Origin of the sequence: Burkholderia sp. A2 (assembly GCF_001729305.1) — a bacterium.
In the GTDB taxonomy this organism is placed as follows: domain Bacteria; phylum Pseudomonadota; class Gammaproteobacteria; order Burkholderiales; family Burkholderiaceae; genus Burkholderia; species Burkholderia sola.
Genome location: NZ_LZXX01000149.1, coordinates 68156 through 87804 on the forward strand (window position 1 = coordinate 68156; position 19649 = coordinate 87804).

Genomic DNA, 19649 nt, shown 5'->3' on the forward strand with positions numbered 1-19649 from the left:
GAATTCAGTTCGTACGGGCCTTCAGTTTCGCCACGAGGACATCGCCGAATTCAGGCGCCGACATTGGCTGCTGCCCCGTGATCAGTTCGCGATCGACGACCACGTTGCTGTGCCAGTTCGCCACCGTGTCGACGTGAGCGCCGGCTTCGGCCAACGCGTTCACCGGATAGAACTGCACGTTGCCGCCGAGCCCGCTCGGACCTTCGAGCTGCTGCTCCTCGCCCGTCGAGAAGACAGTCATCCGGTAACCGGCATACGGCCAGCTAGCCGCGAGGGAATTCGCGTTGCCGTCGTTGGCGACCATCGATGCAACGAAGGCATTCGGGTCGCGCAGCGTGGACAGCAACACGATCGGCCCGTGACAGATGATCCCGGTGGGACGCCCGCTGTCGTGGAAGCTGACCAGGATCTTGCCGAGATTCCGGTCCTTGAGCAGGTCGGCCATCGGCGCATGGCCGCCGGGGATAAACAGGCCGACATAACCGCCGGTCCCCTCCGAGACGACGGAGGCCAGCGTCTTCGGATGCTTCAGTTGCGCGATACCTTGCGCGTATTTCAGTGCATCCGCGCGCGCTGCATCGTCGCCGCCGAAAAACAGCTTGTTGTTCGAGTTCGCGTCCATCACCGGCATGTCGCCGTTCGGATTGGCGATCACCGGCTCGTAGCCGGCCTCGACAAGCTTGCGGTACGGCACGACGAATTCGTTGAGGTAATAACCCGTCGAGTACTTCTTGCCGTCGCGCAGATCGAGCTCGTGAGCGCTCGACATGACAACCAGCACCTTGCCGCGCGACTGCGCCGACGCGCCCACCGGCAATGCAAACGCGGTGGCCGTTGCGAGTACGGCCGCACCGATCTTGAGAATGTTCATGATCAATACCTTCTGAAAAATTGGGTGGGCCGGTTCAAGCGCCGGTGTTCGCATCCGCCACGTAGCGCGCAGCGGGCTTGGCGTTGGCGAATTTGGGCGTGAGCGCGCGGCGGGCCGCTTCCCATTGCGTCCAACCATCGGCGTCATGGAGCGTCGGAATCGTCACGAGCTCGCCCTGATCGAGGCCCGCAAGCGCGGCATCCACCAGGTCGTCGGCCGTCATCGTGCTGGCGGCCTCCTTCTGCTTCGCATAGCCGGCCACATCCCAGAACTCGGTCGCCGTCGCTGCAGGCAGCACGGTCTGCACGCGCACGCCCTTGTCCGACAGGTCGCGCTGAAGTGCGTGACCGAAGCTCAGCACATACGACTTCGATGCGCTGTACACGCCGTTGAGCAGTTCGACCGCAATACCGACGACCGAGCTGATGTTGATGATGGTGCCCGTGCCCTTGCCGGCGAATACCGGTGCGACGGCGTAAGTCAGGCGCGTGAGCGCGGTGATGTTCAGGTTGATCATCGACTCCATCGTGTCGACGTCGCCGTTGAGAATCGACGCGACCGAGCCGATTCCCGCGTTGTTCACCAGCATCGTGATGTTGCTGTTCTCGCGCAGGATGCGTTCGATCTTCGCGAGCGCCGCCTTGTCGTTCAGATCGGCGGCGACGGTCTCGACCGAGCGGCCGGTTTCGGCCATGAGGCGGCGCGCAAGCGTGTTCAGACGGTCCTGGTTACGCGCCACGAGGATGAGGTCGTAGCCGCGCTTCGCGAGGCGGTCTGCGTAAATGGCGCCGATGCCAGCCGATGCGCCGGTGATCAGCGCGGTGCCTTGCGTGGAAGTGGTCATGATTTTTCCGTTCCGTGAATTGAGCCGACCGGGTGTCGGTTCGTGGAACGAATTCTGGCGTCGACCGAACTCATCCTCAATGTCATATATGCAATGATTCATGCCATCCGCACGCTGACCGGAAACCTTGCAGATTCGTCCTTTGAAACAGGCGCCCGGTTACCCAAAATCGGTGTTGTCGGTGGCTCCGCTCGGCGCATTGCTTCCTGAAGGCGACCGCGCGCCATGCCATCTGATGACACGCCGACGCCGCCCGTGACGATGTCCGTTTTATGCTAGATTCAATTGATCAGGACACACACATGGCGGACGTCATGCACACCGTCGGGCTCGTTGTTTATCCCCAGTTCCAGTCGCTCGCGCTCGCAGTGGCGAGCGTGTTCGAGTACGCGAATCTGCTGCGCGGCGAAGAGGTGTACCAGTTCCGGATCGCGTCCGAGCACGGCGGCGCGGTCATGTCGTCGCAGGGCTTTTCGGTCAACACCGAACCGCTGGCCGAAGCGGGATATGACACGTTGATCGTCGCCGGCGACAACGAATGCCGGCTGCCGTCGGCGACGCTGGTGGACTTCCTGCATCGCGCGCCCTTCCGCTCGCGGCGCATTGCGTCGATATGTACGGGGGCCTTCGTCCTCGCGGCCGCCGGGCTCCTCGACGGGAAACGGGCCACGACGCACTGGTATCACGCGCGGGACTTCAAGAAGCAATATCCGAACGTGCAGCTCGACGAAGATCGCATCTTCGTCGTGGACGGTCAGGTCTGGACGTCGGCCGGCATGAGCGCCGGGGTAGATCTGGCGCTGGCGATCGTCGAAAGCGACTTCGGGCTGGAAACGGCGCGCATGGTCGCGCGCAAGCTCGTGCTGTACCAACGGCGCGGCGGCGGCCAGTCGCAATTCTCGACCTTGCTGGAACTGAACGCGCGATCGGACCGCGTGCAAATGGCGCTGACCTACGCGAGCGAAAACCTGGCGAGCGATCTGTCGGTGGAGCGCCTGGCAGAGGCGGCACGTTTGAGCCCGCGCCAATTCAGCCGCGTGTTCCGAGAGGAAACGGGGCAATCCCCCGCCAAGGCGGTTGAGCGGCTGCGCGTCGAAGCCGCCCGCCTGATGATGGAAACGACGCGCCACCCGATCGAAATCATTGCGAGAGAAACCGGATTCGGCGACCGCGAGCGCATGCGCCAGGCATTTCTGCGCGCGTTTGGGCAACCCCCGCAGACCATACAGCGAGCCTCCGGGGTGGCGCCGCTCATGAATTAGGACTTGTTGAACCAACAGGCGGACAGGTACCGCGCAGTCTTGCTGGCTCAAACCATGAGCGCTCGCTTCGTCCATCGCGCATGACGAGTGGGGCCCCGTCAACGACGTGCCGAGGCTGCCAGCCGCGCGCTGTCCAGGCGGAAAATCTACTGCTCGCCGGGAGCCCACTCCGGGCTATAGCCGCCAAGCGCCGGGTGGTACATTTCATCGCCGGAATGCTGCGTGAATTCGACATTGAGCCGATCCTCACGCAAGCCGAGAATCTCCACGCAATGCGCACAGAGTGCCTGCGCCACTTCCATGCGCTGTTCGGGCGGGCGCCCCCGTCGGATATCCAGCATCATCACCGCGACCGGGACAGGCGCTTCGCCGGCCTCGGCAATACGCCAGACAGCGCCTTGCCCCAGTTCGCGGATCGCGACGCTGATACGCCGAATATCGACCGACATCATCCGCGCATAGGTCTCGCTCATTTTGGCGGCGAGCGCTTGCTTGGTTTCCACCGAATAGTGGTCGTTCACGTCCAGTTGCAGATAGGGCATGGTATTCAGGATTCCGGGTGATTGATCGAACGCGTGCGGCATCGGCCTGTTCAGATGCCGCCAGCCGATTCTGGCATCCGGCTCGCCGCCCTCACAATGTCGAATAAGCAATGATTCTGGACACCGGTTCAAAAACGACACCTGTTCGCGGAGGAGTCGCGCGACATCCTCCCCGCGCTATGCAAATCCGTACAACTTCGCAGGGTTGCTGACGAATATCCGCTGCTGCCAGTCCGGACGCCCGATCCACCCGGCGATCACGTCCAGCATGCTTGCGTCGTCCGGCTTGTCCGTCTTCTGCGTCGGGTGCGGCCAGTCGGTGCCCCACAGCATGCGTTCCGGCGCCATGTCGATCAGCGCCTTCGCGACCGGCGCGACGTCGTCGTAGGCAGGCGCGCCCGTCTTGCTGTCGACGTACGGCCCCGACAACGTGATCCACGTATGGCCCTTTTCGACGAGGCGTTGCGCGGTGCGAAACGCGGCCGACGACAGTCCGCCGGGCTGCGGCACATGCGCGATATGGTCGATGACGAGCGGACAAGGCAGCACCGCAAGATGACGCTCGAGCTCCGGCAGCCGCGCGCCCTGCACCACCAGTTCGATATGCCAGCCGAGGTCCGCGATACGCGCGGCGAGCGGCGCCAGCATGTCGAGCGTCGTCGCGCCCGGATAGCTCAGGTTGAACCGGATCGCACGGATGCCGCCGCGATCGAGCGCCCGAAGTTCGTCGTCGCTCACGGTGCCGTCGACGACGGCCACGCCGCGCGCGTCGTCGCCGAACTGCGCGAGCGCCGCCAGCGTGCAGCGGTTGTCCGTCCCGTACGTCGACGGCGTCACGACCACGTTGCGCTTCGCACCGATACGCGTCTGCACGCGCCGATATTGCGCGACGGTCGCATTCGGCGGGCGCAGCGTCGTGCCCGGCGCGACCGGAAACCGGTCGTCGTAGACGTGCATGTGACAGTCGATCGCCCCTTCGGGCAATCGGAACGCCGGCCGCTCGGTGCCGCTCGACCACGTTTCGTCGGCAGCGGCCAGCCTCGGCAATGCAGCCGAAGCCAGCGTCGCGCCGGCGATCCTGAGGAATTCGCGTCTCGCGATGCGCGCCATGATCAGATGGTCCCCGTCTTGCCGACCAGCTTGCCGGCCGAATGATTGCGCGTGAGCAGCAGCAGCGTCGCGACGCTCACGAGCGTGAGGATCGCGAGCGGCATCAACGCCAGCGCGTAGCTGCCCGTCGCCGCCTTCACCCACCCGTACACGTTCACCATCAGCCCGCCGCCGAGCAGGTTCGCGATCGCATTGACCGTCGCGAGCCCGGCCGCCACGGTGCTGTTGGACAGCATGTCGGTCGCGAGCGCCCAGAACGGACCCTTGAACGAATACGCGCCGACCAGCACTGCGCAGAGCATGCAGACCGTCGGCAGCAGCGATCCGCTCAGCGACGTCGCGAACAGGCCCACGCCGATCAGCAGCATCGGCACGACGGTGTGCCAGCGCCGTTCGCCGACACGGTCCGAGCGCCGGCCCCAGTACACCATCAGGACGGAAGCCACTGCGTACGGCACCGAATTCAGCAGGCCGGTCTCCATGACGGTCAGGCCGAACGACTTGAGCAGTTGCGGCTGCCACACGGACAGCGTGCTGCCTGCCGCGGAAGCACACGTGTCGACGAGCGCGAGGCACAGCACGTAGCGGTTGCGGAACAGTTGCGTGAGCGGCAGCGACGGCACCTTCTTGCGCGCCTTGTGGCCGGCGGCCAGCGCGCTCGAGAGCCATGCGCGCTCGTCGTCGTCGAGCCACCTCGCGTCGTCCGGCTTGTTCGTCAGCACGAACAGGCACGCGATGCCGAGCAGCACGGTCGGAATGCCTTCGAGGATGAACAGCCAGTGCCATCCGCGCAGGCCCCAGAGGCCGTCCATCTGCAACAGCAGCGCGGAGATCGGCGAGCCGATGAAGCTCGCGGCCGGAATCGCGACCATGAACGTCGCGACGATCCGCGCACGATACTGCGTAGGAATCCAGTACGACAGATAAAGCAGCACGCCCGGGAAAAAGCCGGCCTCGGCCGCACCCAGCAGGAAACGCAGCACGTAGAACGTCGTCGCGTTGTGCACGAGCGCGGTCGCCGCCGACACGATGCCCCACGTGATCATGATTCGCGCGATCCAGATTCGCGCGCCGTATTTCTGCAGCGCGAGATTGCTCGGCACTTCGCAAAAGAAGTACGAAATGAAGAACAGGCTGCTGCCGAAACCGAAGACCTGCGCCGACATCCCGAGGTCATGGTTCATCTGCAGCGACGCCATTCCCACGTTGCCCCGATCGATGAAGGCAAGCAGGTAGCAGATCATCAAAAAGGGAATGAGTCGCCAGACGACCTTTCGTATGGTCCGGCGCTCGATCGCGGACGCGTCCATGAAACCGGTTTGCATGTTGTCTCCGTTTATTGTGCGCCTACGCGCGTAATGGTGAACCGTTGCCACGCGATGACCGCCACGACGCCGCACGCGAGCACGGCGGCCATGGCGGCGAAGGTGTGTCGCACGCCGAGCGCCTCGGATGCGCTGCCCACGAGCAGATAACCGAACGGCATCGTGCCGTTGTAGGCCATGCCGTACATCCCGACGAGCCCGCCGCGCACGTGTTCCGGACACTGCCGCTGAATCGTCGCGTTCGTCGACGTGGCCGCGAACGTGAGGCTGAAGCCGAGCGCATAGAACGCCGGAATCGATCCCGCCGCATCGGTCGTCGCGGCCAGCACGGCCAGCGCGCCGACCGCCGTCCACGGCGCATACGCGATGAACCGGCGCGACGCGCGCGGCCCGAACGCCGACGACAGCAACACCGCCGCGCTCAACGAACCGGCGCCGGCGCACGCGAAGAACACGCCGGTAAAGCGCGCCGCATCGTGAAAGCCCTGGTCCGCGAGCAGCGGCACGAGCGTCTGGTAGCTGCCGGCGAACAGGCCGATGCACGCGAGAATCGGCAGATAGCGGGCCGAGAACGCATCGGACAGCACATAGCCGACCGCGTCGCGCAGGCCGCTTTCCGCGCGCGACGGGCGGTCCACCGACGCAACCCGGATCGACCGCACGCATGCCGCCATGAAGCACAGCGCGAGCGCATAAATCGCAAAAGATGTCCGGGGGCCGAGCGTCGGATAAACGAATCCCGCGATGGTCGGGCCGACCATGCGCCCGACGTTGTAGACCATCGTGTTCATCGCGACCGCATTGGAGGTGTGCGTCGCATCCTGCAGGCTCGTCAGCAGCAGCACCTGCCGCGCCGGCGTTTCCACCGCGCTCGACACGCCGATCGCCAGCGCATGCGCGAGGATCAGCTTCACGCCGAGCAGGCCGAGCAGCGACAACGTGAAGAGGCTGCCCGTCAGCAGCAGCGACGCGGTCAGCACGCATAGCGTCACGCGGCGCGCGTTGGCCGAGCCGATGCGGGAGCCCGCCACCGGCGCGACGATCAACTGCGGCCCGTACAGCAGGAAATTGAGCAGCGCGAGGATCGCCGCCGAGCCGGACAGGTGATAGATCAGCAGATTGAGCGTGACGTTCTGCGTCCAGCTGCCAAGCACCGACGCGACCTGCCCGCTCAGATAGCGCCGCAGCGATGCCTCGGTCAGCGCGGGAAACAGCCGGCTCACCCACCCCGCTTGCGTGGCGACGTTCATGACAACGTCTTCCCGCGCGTTTCGGGCGCGAACAGCACGACCGCGGCCGCGGCGAGGAACGCGACGATCGTCGTCGCGAGTCCGAGCACGAAGCCGCCCGACGTCGACGCCAGCGCACCGATGATCAGCGGCGCGATGAAGCCGCCAAGCCGGCCGCCGTTGTATGCGAGGCCCATGAAGAAGCCGCGCGATGCCGTGTTGCCGATGATCTCCGCGAGGAACGGGCCGGCGCCCGCGAAGATGCCGTTCACGCTGAAGCCGGTCAGAAAGATGGCGGTCATCAGCAGCAACGGATTCGCCGACACGATGTACACGCCGACGGCCAGCGCACCGACCAGCAGGTAGGCCAGGAACATCGGACGCCGGCCGATGCGGTCGACCCATGCCGAGAACAGCAGGAATCCGGCGATCGCGCCGAACTGCAGCGCCAGCACGAATTTCAGGCTATGCACGAAATCGAGGTGCTTCACCATGATGAGGAACGTCGGCGTCCACGTGAATACGCCCCAGTACAGGTATTGCAAAAAGAAGATGAAGCAGAAAGCGGTAAGCAGGCCGCGCACGTTCAGCTTCTCGTGACTCGCGGTGTCGAGCTTGCGGGCCTGCGACTTCGCGTGCCGGCGTTCGAGCCAGATCGGCGATTCCGGCGTCTTGCGCGCGACCCAGAACAGGATGAAGAACGGCGATGCACCGATCAGGAACAGCAGACGCCAGCTGTCGCCGCCCAGTCCGCCATGCACCGCGCCGACGATGCCCGAGATCACGATCGCGAGGATCGCGCCGATCGGCAAGCCCATCTGCATCAGCGCGCCGCCTTTGCCGCGCCGGCTCGGGTGCCAGGTCTCCGCGATGAGCGCGGCGCCGGCGGTCCAGGTTCCGCCCATGCCGAGCGCGCCGAAAAAGCGCAGTGCGGCAAACGAGTGCGCGTCGGGCGCAAACGCGATCAGGCCGGAGAACAGCGAGTAGATGCCGACGCAGAGCAGCGCGGTACGCACGCGCCCGATCCGGTCCGACACGAAGCCGAACAGAATGCCGCCGATGATCTGTCCGGCCGCCGTGACGCTCGTGAACATGCCGAGCTGCGCCTTGCTCAGCCCGAACTGCAGCGCGAGCGTCGGCAGCAGCAGCGACAGCAGGAACGAGTCGTAGCTCTCGAACGTCCAGCCGAGCCCCGCGAGCGACAGCGAACGCCACTCGATACCGGTCACGTGCGTGAACCCTTTTTCAGCGGCTGCGGACTCCACGTCCTGCGTCGCCACGGTTGCACTCGTCTTCACGGGTTGTCTCCGGGATTCGCGATGCGATACGTCGAGGCGGCCGTCCGGCTGAACAGCGCGGCCTTTTCATCGGCCGACATCGACGATGCGAGTCGTTTGAAGGCGTTCCACAGCACGCGATAGCCGAACATCCCCTTGTCGACGGGGAAGTTGCTTTCGAACATGCAGCGATCAACGCCAAAGCATTCGACGCAGGTATCGAAATACGGCTGCCACGCCGCCGCCAACGCCTGCGACGACGGCGGCAGGTCGCGCGCGGCGAAGTCGAAGCCGAATACGGTCATGCCCGCGCCGCCGAGCTTCATGCGCATGTTCGGCAGCGCGGCGAGACGCGCAAGTTGTCGTTTCCATTGCGCATGCACTTCCGCACGCCGGCCGGCATGCGGACCCACGCCGACCGGACCGCCGAAATGGTCGATGACGATGGTGACGCCCTCACATGCGCGCGCGAGTTCGTACAGGTCGTCGAGTTGCGTGTGATAGACCCAAGCGTCGAGCGACAGTCCATAGCGAGCGAGCGTCGTCACACCCTGCCGGAAAGCCGGATCCGACATCCGGTCGCGCGGCGGCGTCACCGGGCTCGATCGCACGTCGGGGCTCGCATGCCACGCGAGCGGATTGCGGATCCCGCGCAATCGCCCGCCGGACACCCGGAGCATCATGTCGAGCACCGCATCGAGTTCGGCGCCGACCGACAGATCGGCGCCGCCGACGATGGCCGCGCAGCACCGCACGGGGCCGTATGCGCCGCTTTCGAACATCGCGGCGATGCCATTCGCGAATTCCACTTCGCCCACCGGCTTGAACGCGTCCGGCCCGCTTGCACGCAACATCGAGCGACACTGCACGTAGACCGTCGACACGACCCGATGTCCGCTGCGCACGTCTGCGCCGAACTCGTCCGCGAGATAGCGGCCCGTCTGGCGGTCCCACAGGTGATGATGGGCGTCGACGATGGCAAGCGCGGGTTCGAGCACCGGCTCGTCGCGCAATGCGAGCCACTCGGGCCTGACAGGCAGATGGGGCGCGTGAACGGTCTGCATCGCACTCACCGTCAGAACTTCTGGCGCATGCCGATCACCACGCCCGTCTGGTTGTGATCGGGTGCGACCGTGCCATAGCCGTTCACGCCGAGCGCGGAGCCGCCCTTGTTGCGCGCGAAACCCGCCGTCGCGTAGATATCGGTACGCTTCGACAGCAGATAGTCCGCACAGAGCACGGCCAGCCACGGATCGGCACTCGTCGAATGCACGTCCTGGTAATAGGCCGTGGCCGTGACCACGAACGCCGGCGACACCGCGTACTGCGCGCCGGCCCAGTACAAGTTCGCCGCGCTGGCTTCGGCGCCATTCGCGACATGGATCGGGTTCGCCGGCAGGAACGCGTTCGACGCATGGAGATAGCGATAACCGGCGAAGCCCTTCACCGGTCCGATCGCATACGACGCGGCGGCCGTCGCGCGACGCTCGGTGCCCGTGTTGGTCGCGACGGTGTTGCTGTTGCGCTGCTCGTACGACACGCTCGCGGCGAGCGGTCCTTGCGCGAAAGTCAGCGCCCCGCTGAAGAAGCGGCCGGTGAGTTGCGCGCCCGGCACTTCGGCGCCGTACCCGGTGTCGTAGCGGGTGCTATACATGGCCTGCGCCGTCAGCGGACCGAACACGCCGGTGTACTTCGCCGAATTGTCGATACGCGCGGCCGCCGCGTAGTCGACCGACAGCACCGAGTATCGCGACGACGCGCCCATCGGGTCGAAGGCCACGGCCTGTTCGTAGAAGAGCGAATTCTGGCGGCCAAACGTCAGTTGCTGGCCCCGGTACGCCAGCCCGACCCACGCCTGCCGGCCGAAAATCCGCGACGTCGTGGCGGCATTCGAGCCGAGGCCTTTCGTCGACTGCGCGGTCGTGCCGTCGTTGATGTTGAAGCCGTCTTCCAGCTGCAACATGGCCTTCATGCCGCCGCCGAGATCCTCGACGCCCTTCAGCCCCCAGCGCGAACCGGACAGATTGCCCGACGCTTCGCGCGTCTGCGCGCCGCCGGTACTCGTGTTGTTGATGTGCTCGATACCGACGTCGGCAATGCCGTACAGCGTGACGCTGCTTTGCGCATGCGCGGCGCCGCACCACAAGGCCGCGCTCGCGACGGTGACGGCCCCGAGCGCAAGGCGGGGTTTCGGGCGGGTATGCAGGGTGGCCGGATTCGACAACATGGAGTCTCCAAACTGATTTTTGTGGGTGGGTTTTCTGGCGAGAGAAAGTTCACGACTCGCGGGCGGCAGGCGCTTCGCCGGCGCCCGAGCCCGGATCGCCGAGCCACACGATGGTCAACGCGCCGAGCAACAGCACACCCGACACGGCGATGAGCGGCGCGGTGAAGCCGCCGGAGAATTGCCGGAGCGCGCCGATCAGCGACGGCCCGACGAAGCCGCCGAGATTGCCGACCGACACGATCAGCGCGAGTCCGCCCGCGGCGGCCCGGCCGGTGAGGAATCCCGACGGGATGGCCCAGTAAGTCGCCTGGAACGCGAGGATCCCGCTCACCGTGACGCACAGTGCGATCAGCTTGAAAACCGGCGCATGAATGAAGGCGCTCGCACACAACGCCGCCGCGGCGAGTGCCAGTGCACCGGCGACATACGGGATGCGGTTGGCCGCGCGATTGGCGAGACGCGCCCACCAGAGCATCGCACCGGCGCCGATCGCGTACGGAATGGCCGTCAGCCAGCCGACCACCGCGTGTTCGACGCCGAACTGCTTGATGATCTGCGGCATCCACAAGCCGACGCCGAGCGAGCCGACGATCCCGCAGAAGTTGACGAACGCGAGCACGAACACGCGCCAGTTCGTCATCGCGTCGCGCAGTTTGCTGCCGTGCCTGGCGCCGATGTCGCGCTGCTCGAACGCGAGGCGCTTCGCGAGCGACGCCTTCTCTTCGTCACTGAGCCACGCGGCTTTCTCGGGACGGTCGGCCAGCACGAACAGGCACGCGATGCCGAGCATGACGGCCGGTACGCCTTCGATCAGCAGCAGCCACTGCCAGCTGCGCAGCCCGTGCAGGCCGCCGAGTTCGAGCAGCGCACCGGAAATCGGCGAGCCGATCATGTTCGCGACGGGGATGCCGACGAGGAAGGCGGCCGTCACCTTCGCGCGCCACTTGCCGGGAAACCAGTGCGTGAAATACAGGTAGATGCCGGGCGTGAACCCTGCCTCGGCGAGCCCGAGCAGAAAACGCGCGGCCGCAAAGCTCTTCGGGCCGACGACGAACGCCGTCGCCATCGAGAACACGCCCCACGTGATCATGATTCTCGCGATCCATACACGCGCCCCGACCTTCTGCATGATCAGGTTGCTCGGAATCTCGAACAGGAAATAGCCGATGAAGAACAGGCCGGCGCCGAAGCCGAACTGCTCGGCCGTGAGACCGAGATCCTTGTTCATCGTGAGCGCGGCAAAACCGACGTTGGTCCTGTCGAGATAGCTGATCACGTAGCAGACGAAGATGAACGGCAGAATGCGCCGGAACGCCTTCGCGAGCGTGCGCTCGCTGGCCGCGTAATCGTCGGCGGCCAGGCGCTCCGCCGATGACGCATCGGCGCGCGGTACGTCGTCGCCGGCATGCAGCGCGTGCGAAATGGTCATGCTTGTCTCCTTCGTCGCGCGGCTGGCGGCGCGATCTTTCGGCATACGGGCGGGAGGCCGACGTGCGGCTTCCCGGCTCGGCTCGTGGGTCTCAGTCCTGCTTCGCGGCCTGCTTCGGCAGCGGGCCGGCAATGCGCATGTCCGCTTTCAGCACGGAACCGGACGTCGATTCGGTGATGAAGAGCGTCTTCATGTCCGGGCCGCCGAAGCACACGCTCGTGAGCGACGCCCCCTTCGGCCCGGTCAGGATCTCGACGGGCTCCGCGCAGTGGTTGAGCACCCATACGCGGCCGAGCCCCGGATTCGCGACGAACAGGCGGCCTTCGAGATCGACGGTGAGGCCGTCGGGACCGCTCGGTCCGTAGGACGTGAAGAACTGGCTGACCTTGGTGACCGATCCGTCGGTCTGCAGCGGCATGCGCCACACGGCATTGCCGCGCGTCATCGCGACGAACAGCACCTTCTCGTCGCGCGACAGCACGAGCCCGTTCGGGCTCGGGCAGGTGCCGAGCAGCATGTCGAGCTTGCCGTCGGGCGACAGCCGATACACACGGCCCGTCGGATCGTGCAGCCCGGTCTGCCCTTGATCGGTGAAGTAGATATTGCCGGCCGAGTCGAACGTCAGATCGTTCACGCCCTTGAAGCGCTCGGTGTTGCGGCGCTCGAGATAAGAGCGAACTTCACCGCGCTCGATATCGAGCAGCATCAGGCCGTTCCGGTAGTCGGTGATGATCAGGTGCGATGCGTCGAAACGCTTCATCCCGTTGGGCTCGCCGTCGTATTCGACGACGAGATCCCAGTCGCCCGACGGCGAAATGCGGAAGATGCGCCCGTGCGGAATGTCGGTGACGAACAGATAGCCGTCCGGATCCCACACCGGCCCTTCGAGAAAGGAATCCGTGACCATGCCGCCGCGATTCGCGCGCGCCCATTCCGTGCGGACGTCCGGCTTGCGAAACTTCTCCGGCATGCGCGTGAACACGTCGGCTTCGCGCACGTCGGGACTCGTCAGATAAAACATGCGTACCTCGATGTTCGGGGTTCAAGCCGCGCTGTGCGCGCGTTCGTCCAGCACCGCGAGAACGTTGGCGGCCGCACCCTTGCCCATGTTCACGTACGCGGCATCGCTCACGCCGCCGATATGCGGAGACAGAATCACGTTGGGAATCTGCTGGAACGGGTGCGGCGCCGTCATCGGCTCGACGTCGAAGCTGTCGAGGCCGGCTGCGCTCAACCGGCCGCTTGCCAGTGCCTCGACAAGCGCGGCTTCGTCGATCAGGCCGCCGCGTGCGGTATTGACGAGCATCGCGCCGCGCTTGAAACGCGCGAGCGCGTCTCGGTCGAGCATCCGGCGGTTGTCGGCCGTCAACGGACAATGCAGCGACACGACGTCCGACTCCGCGTACAGCGTGTCGAGCGGTACCAGCGTCACACCGGCCGGCGCTTCCTTCGCGAACGGATCGAACGCGAGCACCTTCATGCCGAACGCCGCGCCGATCGCGGCCACGCGCCGGCCGATCGCGCCGAGTCCGACGAGGCCGAGCGTGCGCCCGTCGAGTTCGACGGACTTGTGCGTCGACTTGTCCCAATGGCCTTCGCGCATGCGCCTATCGAGCTGCGGAACCGACTTCGCACACGCGAGCAGCAGCGCCCATGTGTGCTCGGCGACGGCGGCCGCATTCGCGCCGACCGCGGCGCGCACCGCGATGCCGCGCGCGGCGGCGGCGGCCTGATCGATCACGTCGATCCCGCTGCCGTGCTTCGAAATCACCTGCAGATTTTCGGCCGCATCCATGATGCGGGCGTTGACCTTGCCGTACCGGACGATGATCGCGACCGGCTTGTGCCGGGTGCAGAGCGCCACGATGTCGTCTTCGGCCGGTTGCTTGCCGGCGAACACGACGTCGAACTGCGCAAGCATCTCGAGCGCCTGCGGCGCCAGGTCGGCGGCGGTCACGAGGACCACGGGCTTGTGCGAAGCGGCCTGCATCACAGTGCCTCGCCTTCTGCCAGCATGCCGGCTGCGCGCAACTCCTTCTCGATCCAGCCCGGGCGAAGGTCGCCCTTGTGGATCGCCGCGATACGCGCGGTTTCGAAGTCGAGCTTTTTCTGCGCGAGATCGACGATGCGCGCGACGTCGGCGCGCGCAATGACGACGACGCCGTCGGCGTCGCCGACCACCAGATCGCCCGGATTCACCGTCGTGCCGCCCAGCGAGATCGGCGCATTCACGCGCCCCGCGACGCTCTTGGTCGGGCCGCACGGATTGAGGCCGGCCGCGAAGATCGGATAGTCGCCGTTGGCCAGTTCGTGCGCGTCGCGCACCGCGCCGTCGATGACGATACCGGCGATGCCGGTCGCCTTCGCCTGCGCCGCCATGATTTCGCCGAGCAACGCGCACGAGATGTCGCCCTTGCCGTCGACCACGACGACGTCGCCCGGCTTCGCGACGGCGAGCGCCGCATGGATCGCAAGGTTGTCGCCCGGACGGACTTCGACCGTGACCGCGGGGCCGGCGACCTTCATCTTCGGCGACAACGGCCGCACGCGGCCATGCACCGTGCCACGGCGGCCCGCGACGTCGGCCAGGATCGCGGCCTGGTAGCGCGCGGCCGCCTGAACGAGTTCGGGCGACACGCGTTCGATGTCGCGATTGATCGGAGAAGTACTGACGGATGGCTTGCTCATGTTTCGACCTCGGGTTGTGCGTTGTACTCTGTACAACGTTGGTGTACGCAGTGAAACCACTATAGCCAGAGGACGCGCGTGAAGGCACTGGCGTTTACCCTTTTACGTGGTAAACCATCGTTTTACTCTGTACAATTCCGAATGAATGACGACGGGAGAGAAGGAATGGGAAACGACGGGGTCGTTGCCGTGGAAAAGGCGCTTTCGCTGCTGGACTGCTTCAAGCCCGGCGCCGAATCGCAGTCGCTCACGATGCTGTCGCAGGCATCCGGCATGCACAAGACGACGGTCTATCGGCTGATGAATTCGCTGGAGCGAATGGGGTATGTCGTGCGCGCGCAATCCGGCAACTATTCGCTCGGACATCGCGTGCTGTACCTCGGCAAGCTGTACGAGCAGTCCTTCCATCTGTCCACGGTGGTGGAACCGGCGCTGCATGCGCTGGCCGCGTTGACGAAGGAAAGCGCATCGTACTACGTGCACGACCACGGGCAGCGGCTCTGCCTGTTTCGCGTCGAGCCGTCCGAAGGTCTACGTGAAACCCGGCTCGCCGGGACGATGCTGCCGCTCGACGACACGGCCATCAGTCACGTGATCCGCTTCTGGGGGCTCGGCGAGCCGATCTACGACAAGCCGCCTGCACTGCCCCTCTTCACCGCGGGTGCGCGCGACGTGCACACGGCGGCGTTCGCGGTGCCGGTCTTCGGCGCCGGCGACAAGTTCATGGCGGCGCTGACGCTTTCCGGTCCTGCGTCTCGCCTCAGCGTCGCGCACGAGTCGGGCGAGCTGGATCGACCGCAACTGGATGCGGCCGCCGATCTATCGCGGAAGCTGGGCGCGAGTGTCGCGCTCTGCGAGAACGTCTACGGCACCTGATCGCCGCTTCGGCAAAGGCCGGGTTCAACTCGGCGAGCCGTAACAGGGCTAGTACGGACCGGTCGAGCCGGCACGCGCGCAACCCGCTTCTTCGCCCGCATGACGCGGCCGCCGTTCTTTATGCATGCGTCGAGCGCGGCCGATCGTTCGTCCGCACAACCGCATGGCCGGCGGACATCGACCGTGACTCGAAGTCCTCGCCGCGCGATTCTCGCGACGCGATCACCGCGACGAACGCTGGGAGCGCCATCAGCATCGCGTAACCCGCGACGAAGATCGCCGAGCCCGTATAGCTGACGAGCAGCGTGCCGACGATCGGGGCGATCGAGCCGCCGAGCACCGATGCGAGCTGATAGCTGGTCGACAATGCGGTAAAGCGCACACGCGTCGGAAACAGTTCGGCCATGTACGCGGCCATCGGTCCGAGAATGATGCCGTGGCAGGCCAGGCACGCGATCAACGCGAGTTGCAGATGCGCATAATCGCTGCCGGGCGACAACGTGAACAACGAGCAACCGGCGACCGCCGCGCCGAGCAAGCCGGCGATCAGCACCGGGCGCCGTCCGACCCGGTCCGACACGTGCGCGGCGATCAGGATGATGACGACCTCGATCGCCGACGCCCACATCAGCGCGGACAGCGCCTGCGGCCGGCTGAAGTGCAGATAGCCGGTCGCGAGTCCGAGCGCGAACGTCGAGAACAGATACAGGAACGTGTTTTCCGCGGCTTTCACGAAGAACGCACGCACCATCTGCCGCCAGTTGCCCGCACACGTTTCGCGCAGCGACGCGCGCTCGACCGTCCGATGCGCGGCGGCCAGCTCGGCGAACGCCGCCGATTCCTCGACGCGCCGACGCGTCCAGAAACCGACGATCACGAGCAGCGCGGAGACGAAGAACGGGATCCGCCACGCCCAGTCGACGAATGCGGCATCGCCGTAGAACCGCTGCACCAGCCCGATCACGAGCGCGGTCAGCACGTTCGCGAGCGGGCCCGCGAACATCGTGAAGCTGGTCCAGAAGCCGCGCTGCGTGGCGGGCATCGATTCGGCGATCATCAGGATCGCACCGGTCGCCTCGCCGCCGACCGCGATCCCCTGCACGATCCGCAGCAGCACGAGCAGCAGCGGCGCCGCGATGCCGATCGACGCATAGGTCGGCAGCAGGCCGACGCAGAACGTGCTGATGCCCATCATCAGCAGACTGACGACGAGCGTCTTGCGGCGGCCGATGCGGTCGCCGATCATCCCGAACACGATGCCGCCGAGCGGCCGCGCGACGAAGCCGACCGCGAACGTCGCGAGCGCGAGCAGCGTGGCCGCGAGCGGATTGCCGACGACGAAGAACTGCTTGTCGAACACGAGCACCGCACACGCGGCGAACGCGAAGAAGTCGTACCACTCGAGCGTGGTGCCGACGGTGCAGGCGAACATCAGGTTGGCACGCTTTTTCATCGCACATGTCTCCGGTATTTTTTGTGGTTGATAGCGGGGCGAACGGCGCCGCGGCGCCACCGCGCGCTCAAAGCTCGAGAACGAGCCGCTCGCCGCCGCACGCGCGCGAACAGCAGGTCATCATCCGGTCGTGCGCGTCGCGCTCCGCGCGCGTGAGCACGCTGTCGCGATGATCGACTCGACCGGCCAGCACGCGGACTTCGCACGATCCGCACAGCCCTTCGCGGCAGTCGCTCTGCACGTCGATGTTCGCGTGCTGCAACGCGTCGAGCACGGTCTGGTTCGCCGAGACCGTCAGCGTGATGCCCGAATCCTTCAGTTCGACTTCGAACGGCCGCTCCTTCGACGGATCGAGCGCCGCCTTCGTCGACACGAAATGCTCGACCCGCAGCGCATCGCGCGGCCAGTGCGCGCAGCTCGCTTCGAGTGCATCGAGCATCCGTGCGGGGCCGCACGCGTAGATGTGCGTGTCGTCGGCCGGCTGCGCGAACAGCGCGCGAAAGTCGTTACGCGAGCCTTCTTCCGACACGTACACGTGCAGACGCTCCCCATGCAGCGCGGCGAGCGTGTCGAGCATCGCCATCGACGCGCGTCGCGAACCGCTGTAGTGGATTTCGTAATCGATGCCGCGCGCCTTCGCTTCGCGCGCCATCGCACTGATCGGCGTGATGCCGATGCCGCCCGCGACGAAGATGGCCTTGTCGGCGTCGGCGGCGAAGCGGAAGTGATTGCGCGCGCCGCGAATCTTCAGCCCATCGCCGGCGCGCAGATTCGCATGCACCCACGCCGATCCGCCGCGACTCTGCGCGTCGTGCAATACCGCGATCTCATACGCGTCGCGCTCGGCCGGATCGCCGCACAGCGAATACTGGCGCGTGATGCCGGTATCGCCGCAGATCACGTCGATATGCGCGCCGGGCGTCCAGCGCGGCAGCGGGCGGCCGTCGGCGGACACGAGCCGGATGTGGGCGATGCGATCCGCGCACATCGACACGCGTTCGACCGTGACCGCGCGGCTCACCGCGTGCGACGACGGCTCGCCGATGCGCACCGCCGCGCGCGGGCGCAGCACCGACGGGTCGCGGCGCTCGGGATTCAGCGCAGGATCCCATTCGACGTACAGGTGTTCGGGGCCGCGGAACGACGTGTTCGGCACATACGTGAAGCGCTGCTCGGCAAGCTTCATGTGCGGCAGGCGGCGCGTGAACTCGTCGAGGAAGACCTGCATCTCCATGCGTGCGAGATTCTTGCCCATGCACTGATGCGATCCATAGCCGAACGTCAGCTGATCGTTCGCGTTCTCGCGGCGGATGTCGAACAGGTCGGCGTCCGCGAAGTGCGCTTCGTCGTGATTCGCGGACGACGTGACGATCAGCAGCTTCGAGCCCGCCGGAATGTCGATGCCGCCAATCGTCACGTCCTTCGTCGCGAGCCGTCGCCATGCGGCGACCGAGCCGTTGTGCCGCAGGCACTCCTCGACCGCATTCGGGATCAGCGACGGATCCTCGCAGATGTCGCGCCACGCGTCGGGATGCTGCAGCAGCAGCTTCATCGCGTTCGCCGTCGCGTTCGCGGTCGTCTCGTGCGCGGCGACGATGCCCGCCATCATCATCGAATGCAGATACGAATCGGTGATCACGTCCGGCAGTTCCTTCTGCTTGCGGATCCCGTACTGCATCCAGCCGGGCCCGGACGGATTCTCGCGCATCTTGTCGAGCACCTTGCCCGCGAACTGCCAGAACTTGCCGACCGCATGCGCGACCGCCACCTGCTCCTCCGGTTTCGGACGCCCCCACGTGTTGATCGTGTGCGCGATCGAGTATTCGCGCAGCGTGTCCATGTCCTCTTCGGGCACGCCGAGAAAGTGCAGCGCGACCGTGAGCGGCACTTCCCACAGCATCTGGTCGACCAGATCCGCTCGACCGTCGTCGATGAAGCGGTCCACGTATTCGCGCGCGAGCCGGCGCACCATCGGTTCGTGATGCTTCAGCGCGTCGGGCGTGAACGGGTCGAGCAGCGCGCGGCGGCGCGGCATGTGCGCGGGCTCGTCCTCGTTGACGAGCGTGCGGTTCAGCGCAAAGCCGTACGACGCGAGCACCGCGTTCGCGTCGGGCCCGGTGGGCGTGATCTTCTCCAATGCGATCGACGGGCTGAACGTGATGTTGTCGCGAAAGATCGCCTTGATGTCGTCGTAGCGCGTGACGACCCAGTAGCCGAGTTTGGGGCTGTAGAACACGGGCTCCTGCTCGCGCGCCCAGCGCACGTACTCGGGCGGATCCTGCTGGTAGCCGTCGTCGAACGGGTCGAACGCGGCTGCGGCGGCGCTCACCGGACAGCCGTTCGGCGCGGTCGCCGCGGCCGGCGCAGGATGAAACGGACATTTCGACGATGACGCGTGGCGCTCCGTGACGGACATGATTCGCTCCCGTGCTATGATTTTGCGTAAATCTAATACGCAATGCGTAATCAAACGACTGGGGTAAACCTTGGCGGCCGGGCGCCGCCGGTCGTCCGGC

18 protein-coding genes are annotated in these 19649 nt (G+C 65.9%); 3 read left to right on the top strand and 15 right to left on the bottom strand.

Translation table 11 applies throughout. From position 1 onward, the window contains the following. Positions 1-4: 4 nt before the first annotated feature. Both A9Z05_RS31895 and A9Z05_RS31900 read right to left on the bottom strand, forming a co-directional pair. Positions 5-1018, bottom strand: coding sequence for a type 1 glutamine amidotransferase domain-containing protein (locus tag A9Z05_RS31895; RefSeq protein ID WP_256122148.1), 1014 nt, complete (start codon positions 1016-1018; stop codon positions 5-7). After that, on the bottom strand, positions 906-1715 hold the full coding sequence (locus A9Z05_RS31900; RefSeq protein WP_069621545.1) for an SDR family oxidoreductase: 810 nt from the start codon (positions 1713-1715) through the stop codon (positions 906-908). The genes A9Z05_RS31895 and A9Z05_RS31900 overlap by 113 nt, the downstream gene beginning before the upstream one ends. 42 nt (positions 1716-1757) lie before the next feature. Here A9Z05_RS31900 and A9Z05_RS37115 point away from each other — a divergent pair, with 42 nt between their 5' ends. Next, complete coding sequence (locus A9Z05_RS37115) at positions 1758-1925, top strand: hypothetical protein (RefSeq protein WP_176730273.1); 168 nt, start codon at positions 1758-1760, stop codon at positions 1923-1925. A 104-nt stretch (positions 1926-2029) separates the two neighbouring features. Continuing rightward, the gene (locus A9Z05_RS31905; RefSeq protein ID WP_069621741.1) at positions 2030-2977 is read left to right on the top strand and encodes a GlxA family transcriptional regulator; all 948 of its coding nucleotides are present in this window, start codon (positions 2030-2032) and stop codon (positions 2975-2977) included. Between the two features lie 146 nt (positions 2978-3123). Here the strand turns inward: A9Z05_RS31905 and A9Z05_RS31910 are convergent, their stop codons facing one another. The 11 genes from A9Z05_RS31910 to A9Z05_RS31960 all read right to left on the bottom strand — a co-directional run bounded on the left by A9Z05_RS31910 (position 3124) and on the right by A9Z05_RS31960 (position 14804). Then, entirely contained in the window at positions 3124-3519 is a 396-nt protein-coding gene (locus tag A9Z05_RS31910; protein ID WP_069621546.1) for a tautomerase, read from the bottom strand. Positions 3520-3696: 177 nt separating this feature from the next. Further along, positions 3697-4629, bottom strand: coding sequence for an amidohydrolase (locus tag A9Z05_RS31915; RefSeq protein WP_069621547.1), 933 nt, complete (start codon positions 4627-4629; stop codon positions 3697-3699). A gap of 2 nt (positions 4630-4631) precedes the next feature. Next, positions 4632-5954: an MFS transporter gene (locus tag A9Z05_RS31920; RefSeq protein ID WP_069621548.1), complete on the bottom strand. Its 1323-nt coding sequence runs from the start codon at positions 5952-5954 to the stop codon at positions 4632-4634. 11 nt (positions 5955-5965) lie between these two features. Next, positions 5966-7204 carry an MFS transporter gene (locus tag A9Z05_RS31925; RefSeq protein WP_069621549.1) on the bottom strand — a complete coding sequence of 413 codons (1239 nt, stop codon included), beginning with the start codon at positions 7202-7204 and terminating at the stop codon, positions 5966-5968. Beyond that, positions 7201-8481, bottom strand: a complete 1281-nt coding sequence (locus A9Z05_RS31930) for an MFS transporter (protein WP_069621550.1) — start codon at positions 8479-8481, stop codon at positions 7201-7203. The genes A9Z05_RS31925 and A9Z05_RS31930 overlap by 4 nt, the downstream gene beginning before the upstream one ends. Beyond that, positions 8478-9524 carry an amidohydrolase gene (locus A9Z05_RS31935; protein ID WP_069621551.1) on the bottom strand — a complete coding sequence of 349 codons (1047 nt, stop codon included), beginning with the start codon at positions 9522-9524 and terminating at the stop codon, positions 8478-8480. The genes A9Z05_RS31930 and A9Z05_RS31935 overlap by 4 nt, the downstream gene beginning before the upstream one ends. An 11-nt stretch (positions 9525-9535) precedes the next feature. Further along, a complete protein-coding gene (locus A9Z05_RS31940; protein ID WP_069621552.1) occupies positions 9536-10687 on the bottom strand; it encodes a porin in 1152 nt (383 codons plus the stop codon). A gap of 49 nt (positions 10688-10736) precedes the next feature. Next, on the bottom strand, positions 10737-12116 hold the full coding sequence (locus A9Z05_RS31945) for an MFS transporter (protein WP_069621553.1): 1380 nt from the start codon (positions 12114-12116) through the stop codon (positions 10737-10739). Between the two features lie 91 nt (positions 12117-12207). Then, positions 12208-13137 carry an SMP-30/gluconolactonase/LRE family protein gene (locus A9Z05_RS31950; RefSeq protein ID WP_069621554.1) on the bottom strand — a complete coding sequence of 310 codons (930 nt, stop codon included), beginning with the start codon at positions 13135-13137 and terminating at the stop codon, positions 12208-12210. 21 nt (positions 13138-13158) lie between these two features. Next, complete coding sequence (locus A9Z05_RS31955; protein ID WP_069621555.1) at positions 13159-14106, bottom strand: hydroxyacid dehydrogenase; 948 nt, start codon at positions 14104-14106, stop codon at positions 13159-13161. Beyond that, complete coding sequence (locus tag A9Z05_RS31960) at positions 14106-14804, bottom strand: methyltransferase (RefSeq protein WP_062885014.1); 699 nt, start codon at positions 14802-14804, stop codon at positions 14106-14108. The genes A9Z05_RS31955 and A9Z05_RS31960 overlap by 1 nt, the downstream gene beginning before the upstream one ends. A gap of 165 nt (positions 14805-14969) precedes the next feature. On the opposite strand from A9Z05_RS31960, the gene A9Z05_RS31965 reads away from it, so the two are divergent. Next, entirely contained in the window at positions 14970-15680 is a 711-nt protein-coding gene (locus A9Z05_RS31965) for an IclR family transcriptional regulator (protein ID WP_069621556.1), read from the top strand. Between the two features lie 118 nt (positions 15681-15798). Here A9Z05_RS31965 and A9Z05_RS31970 read toward each other — a convergent pair whose 3' ends face one another. Further along, a complete protein-coding gene (locus A9Z05_RS31970) occupies positions 15799-17133 on the bottom strand; it encodes an MFS transporter (RefSeq protein ID WP_069621557.1) in 1335 nt (444 codons plus the stop codon). 67 nt (positions 17134-17200) lie between these two features. Beyond that, complete coding sequence (locus tag A9Z05_RS31975; protein WP_069621558.1) at positions 17201-19549, bottom strand: cytochrome P450/oxidoreductase; 2349 nt, start codon at positions 19547-19549, stop codon at positions 17201-17203. Positions 19550-19649: the final 100 nt, after the last annotated feature.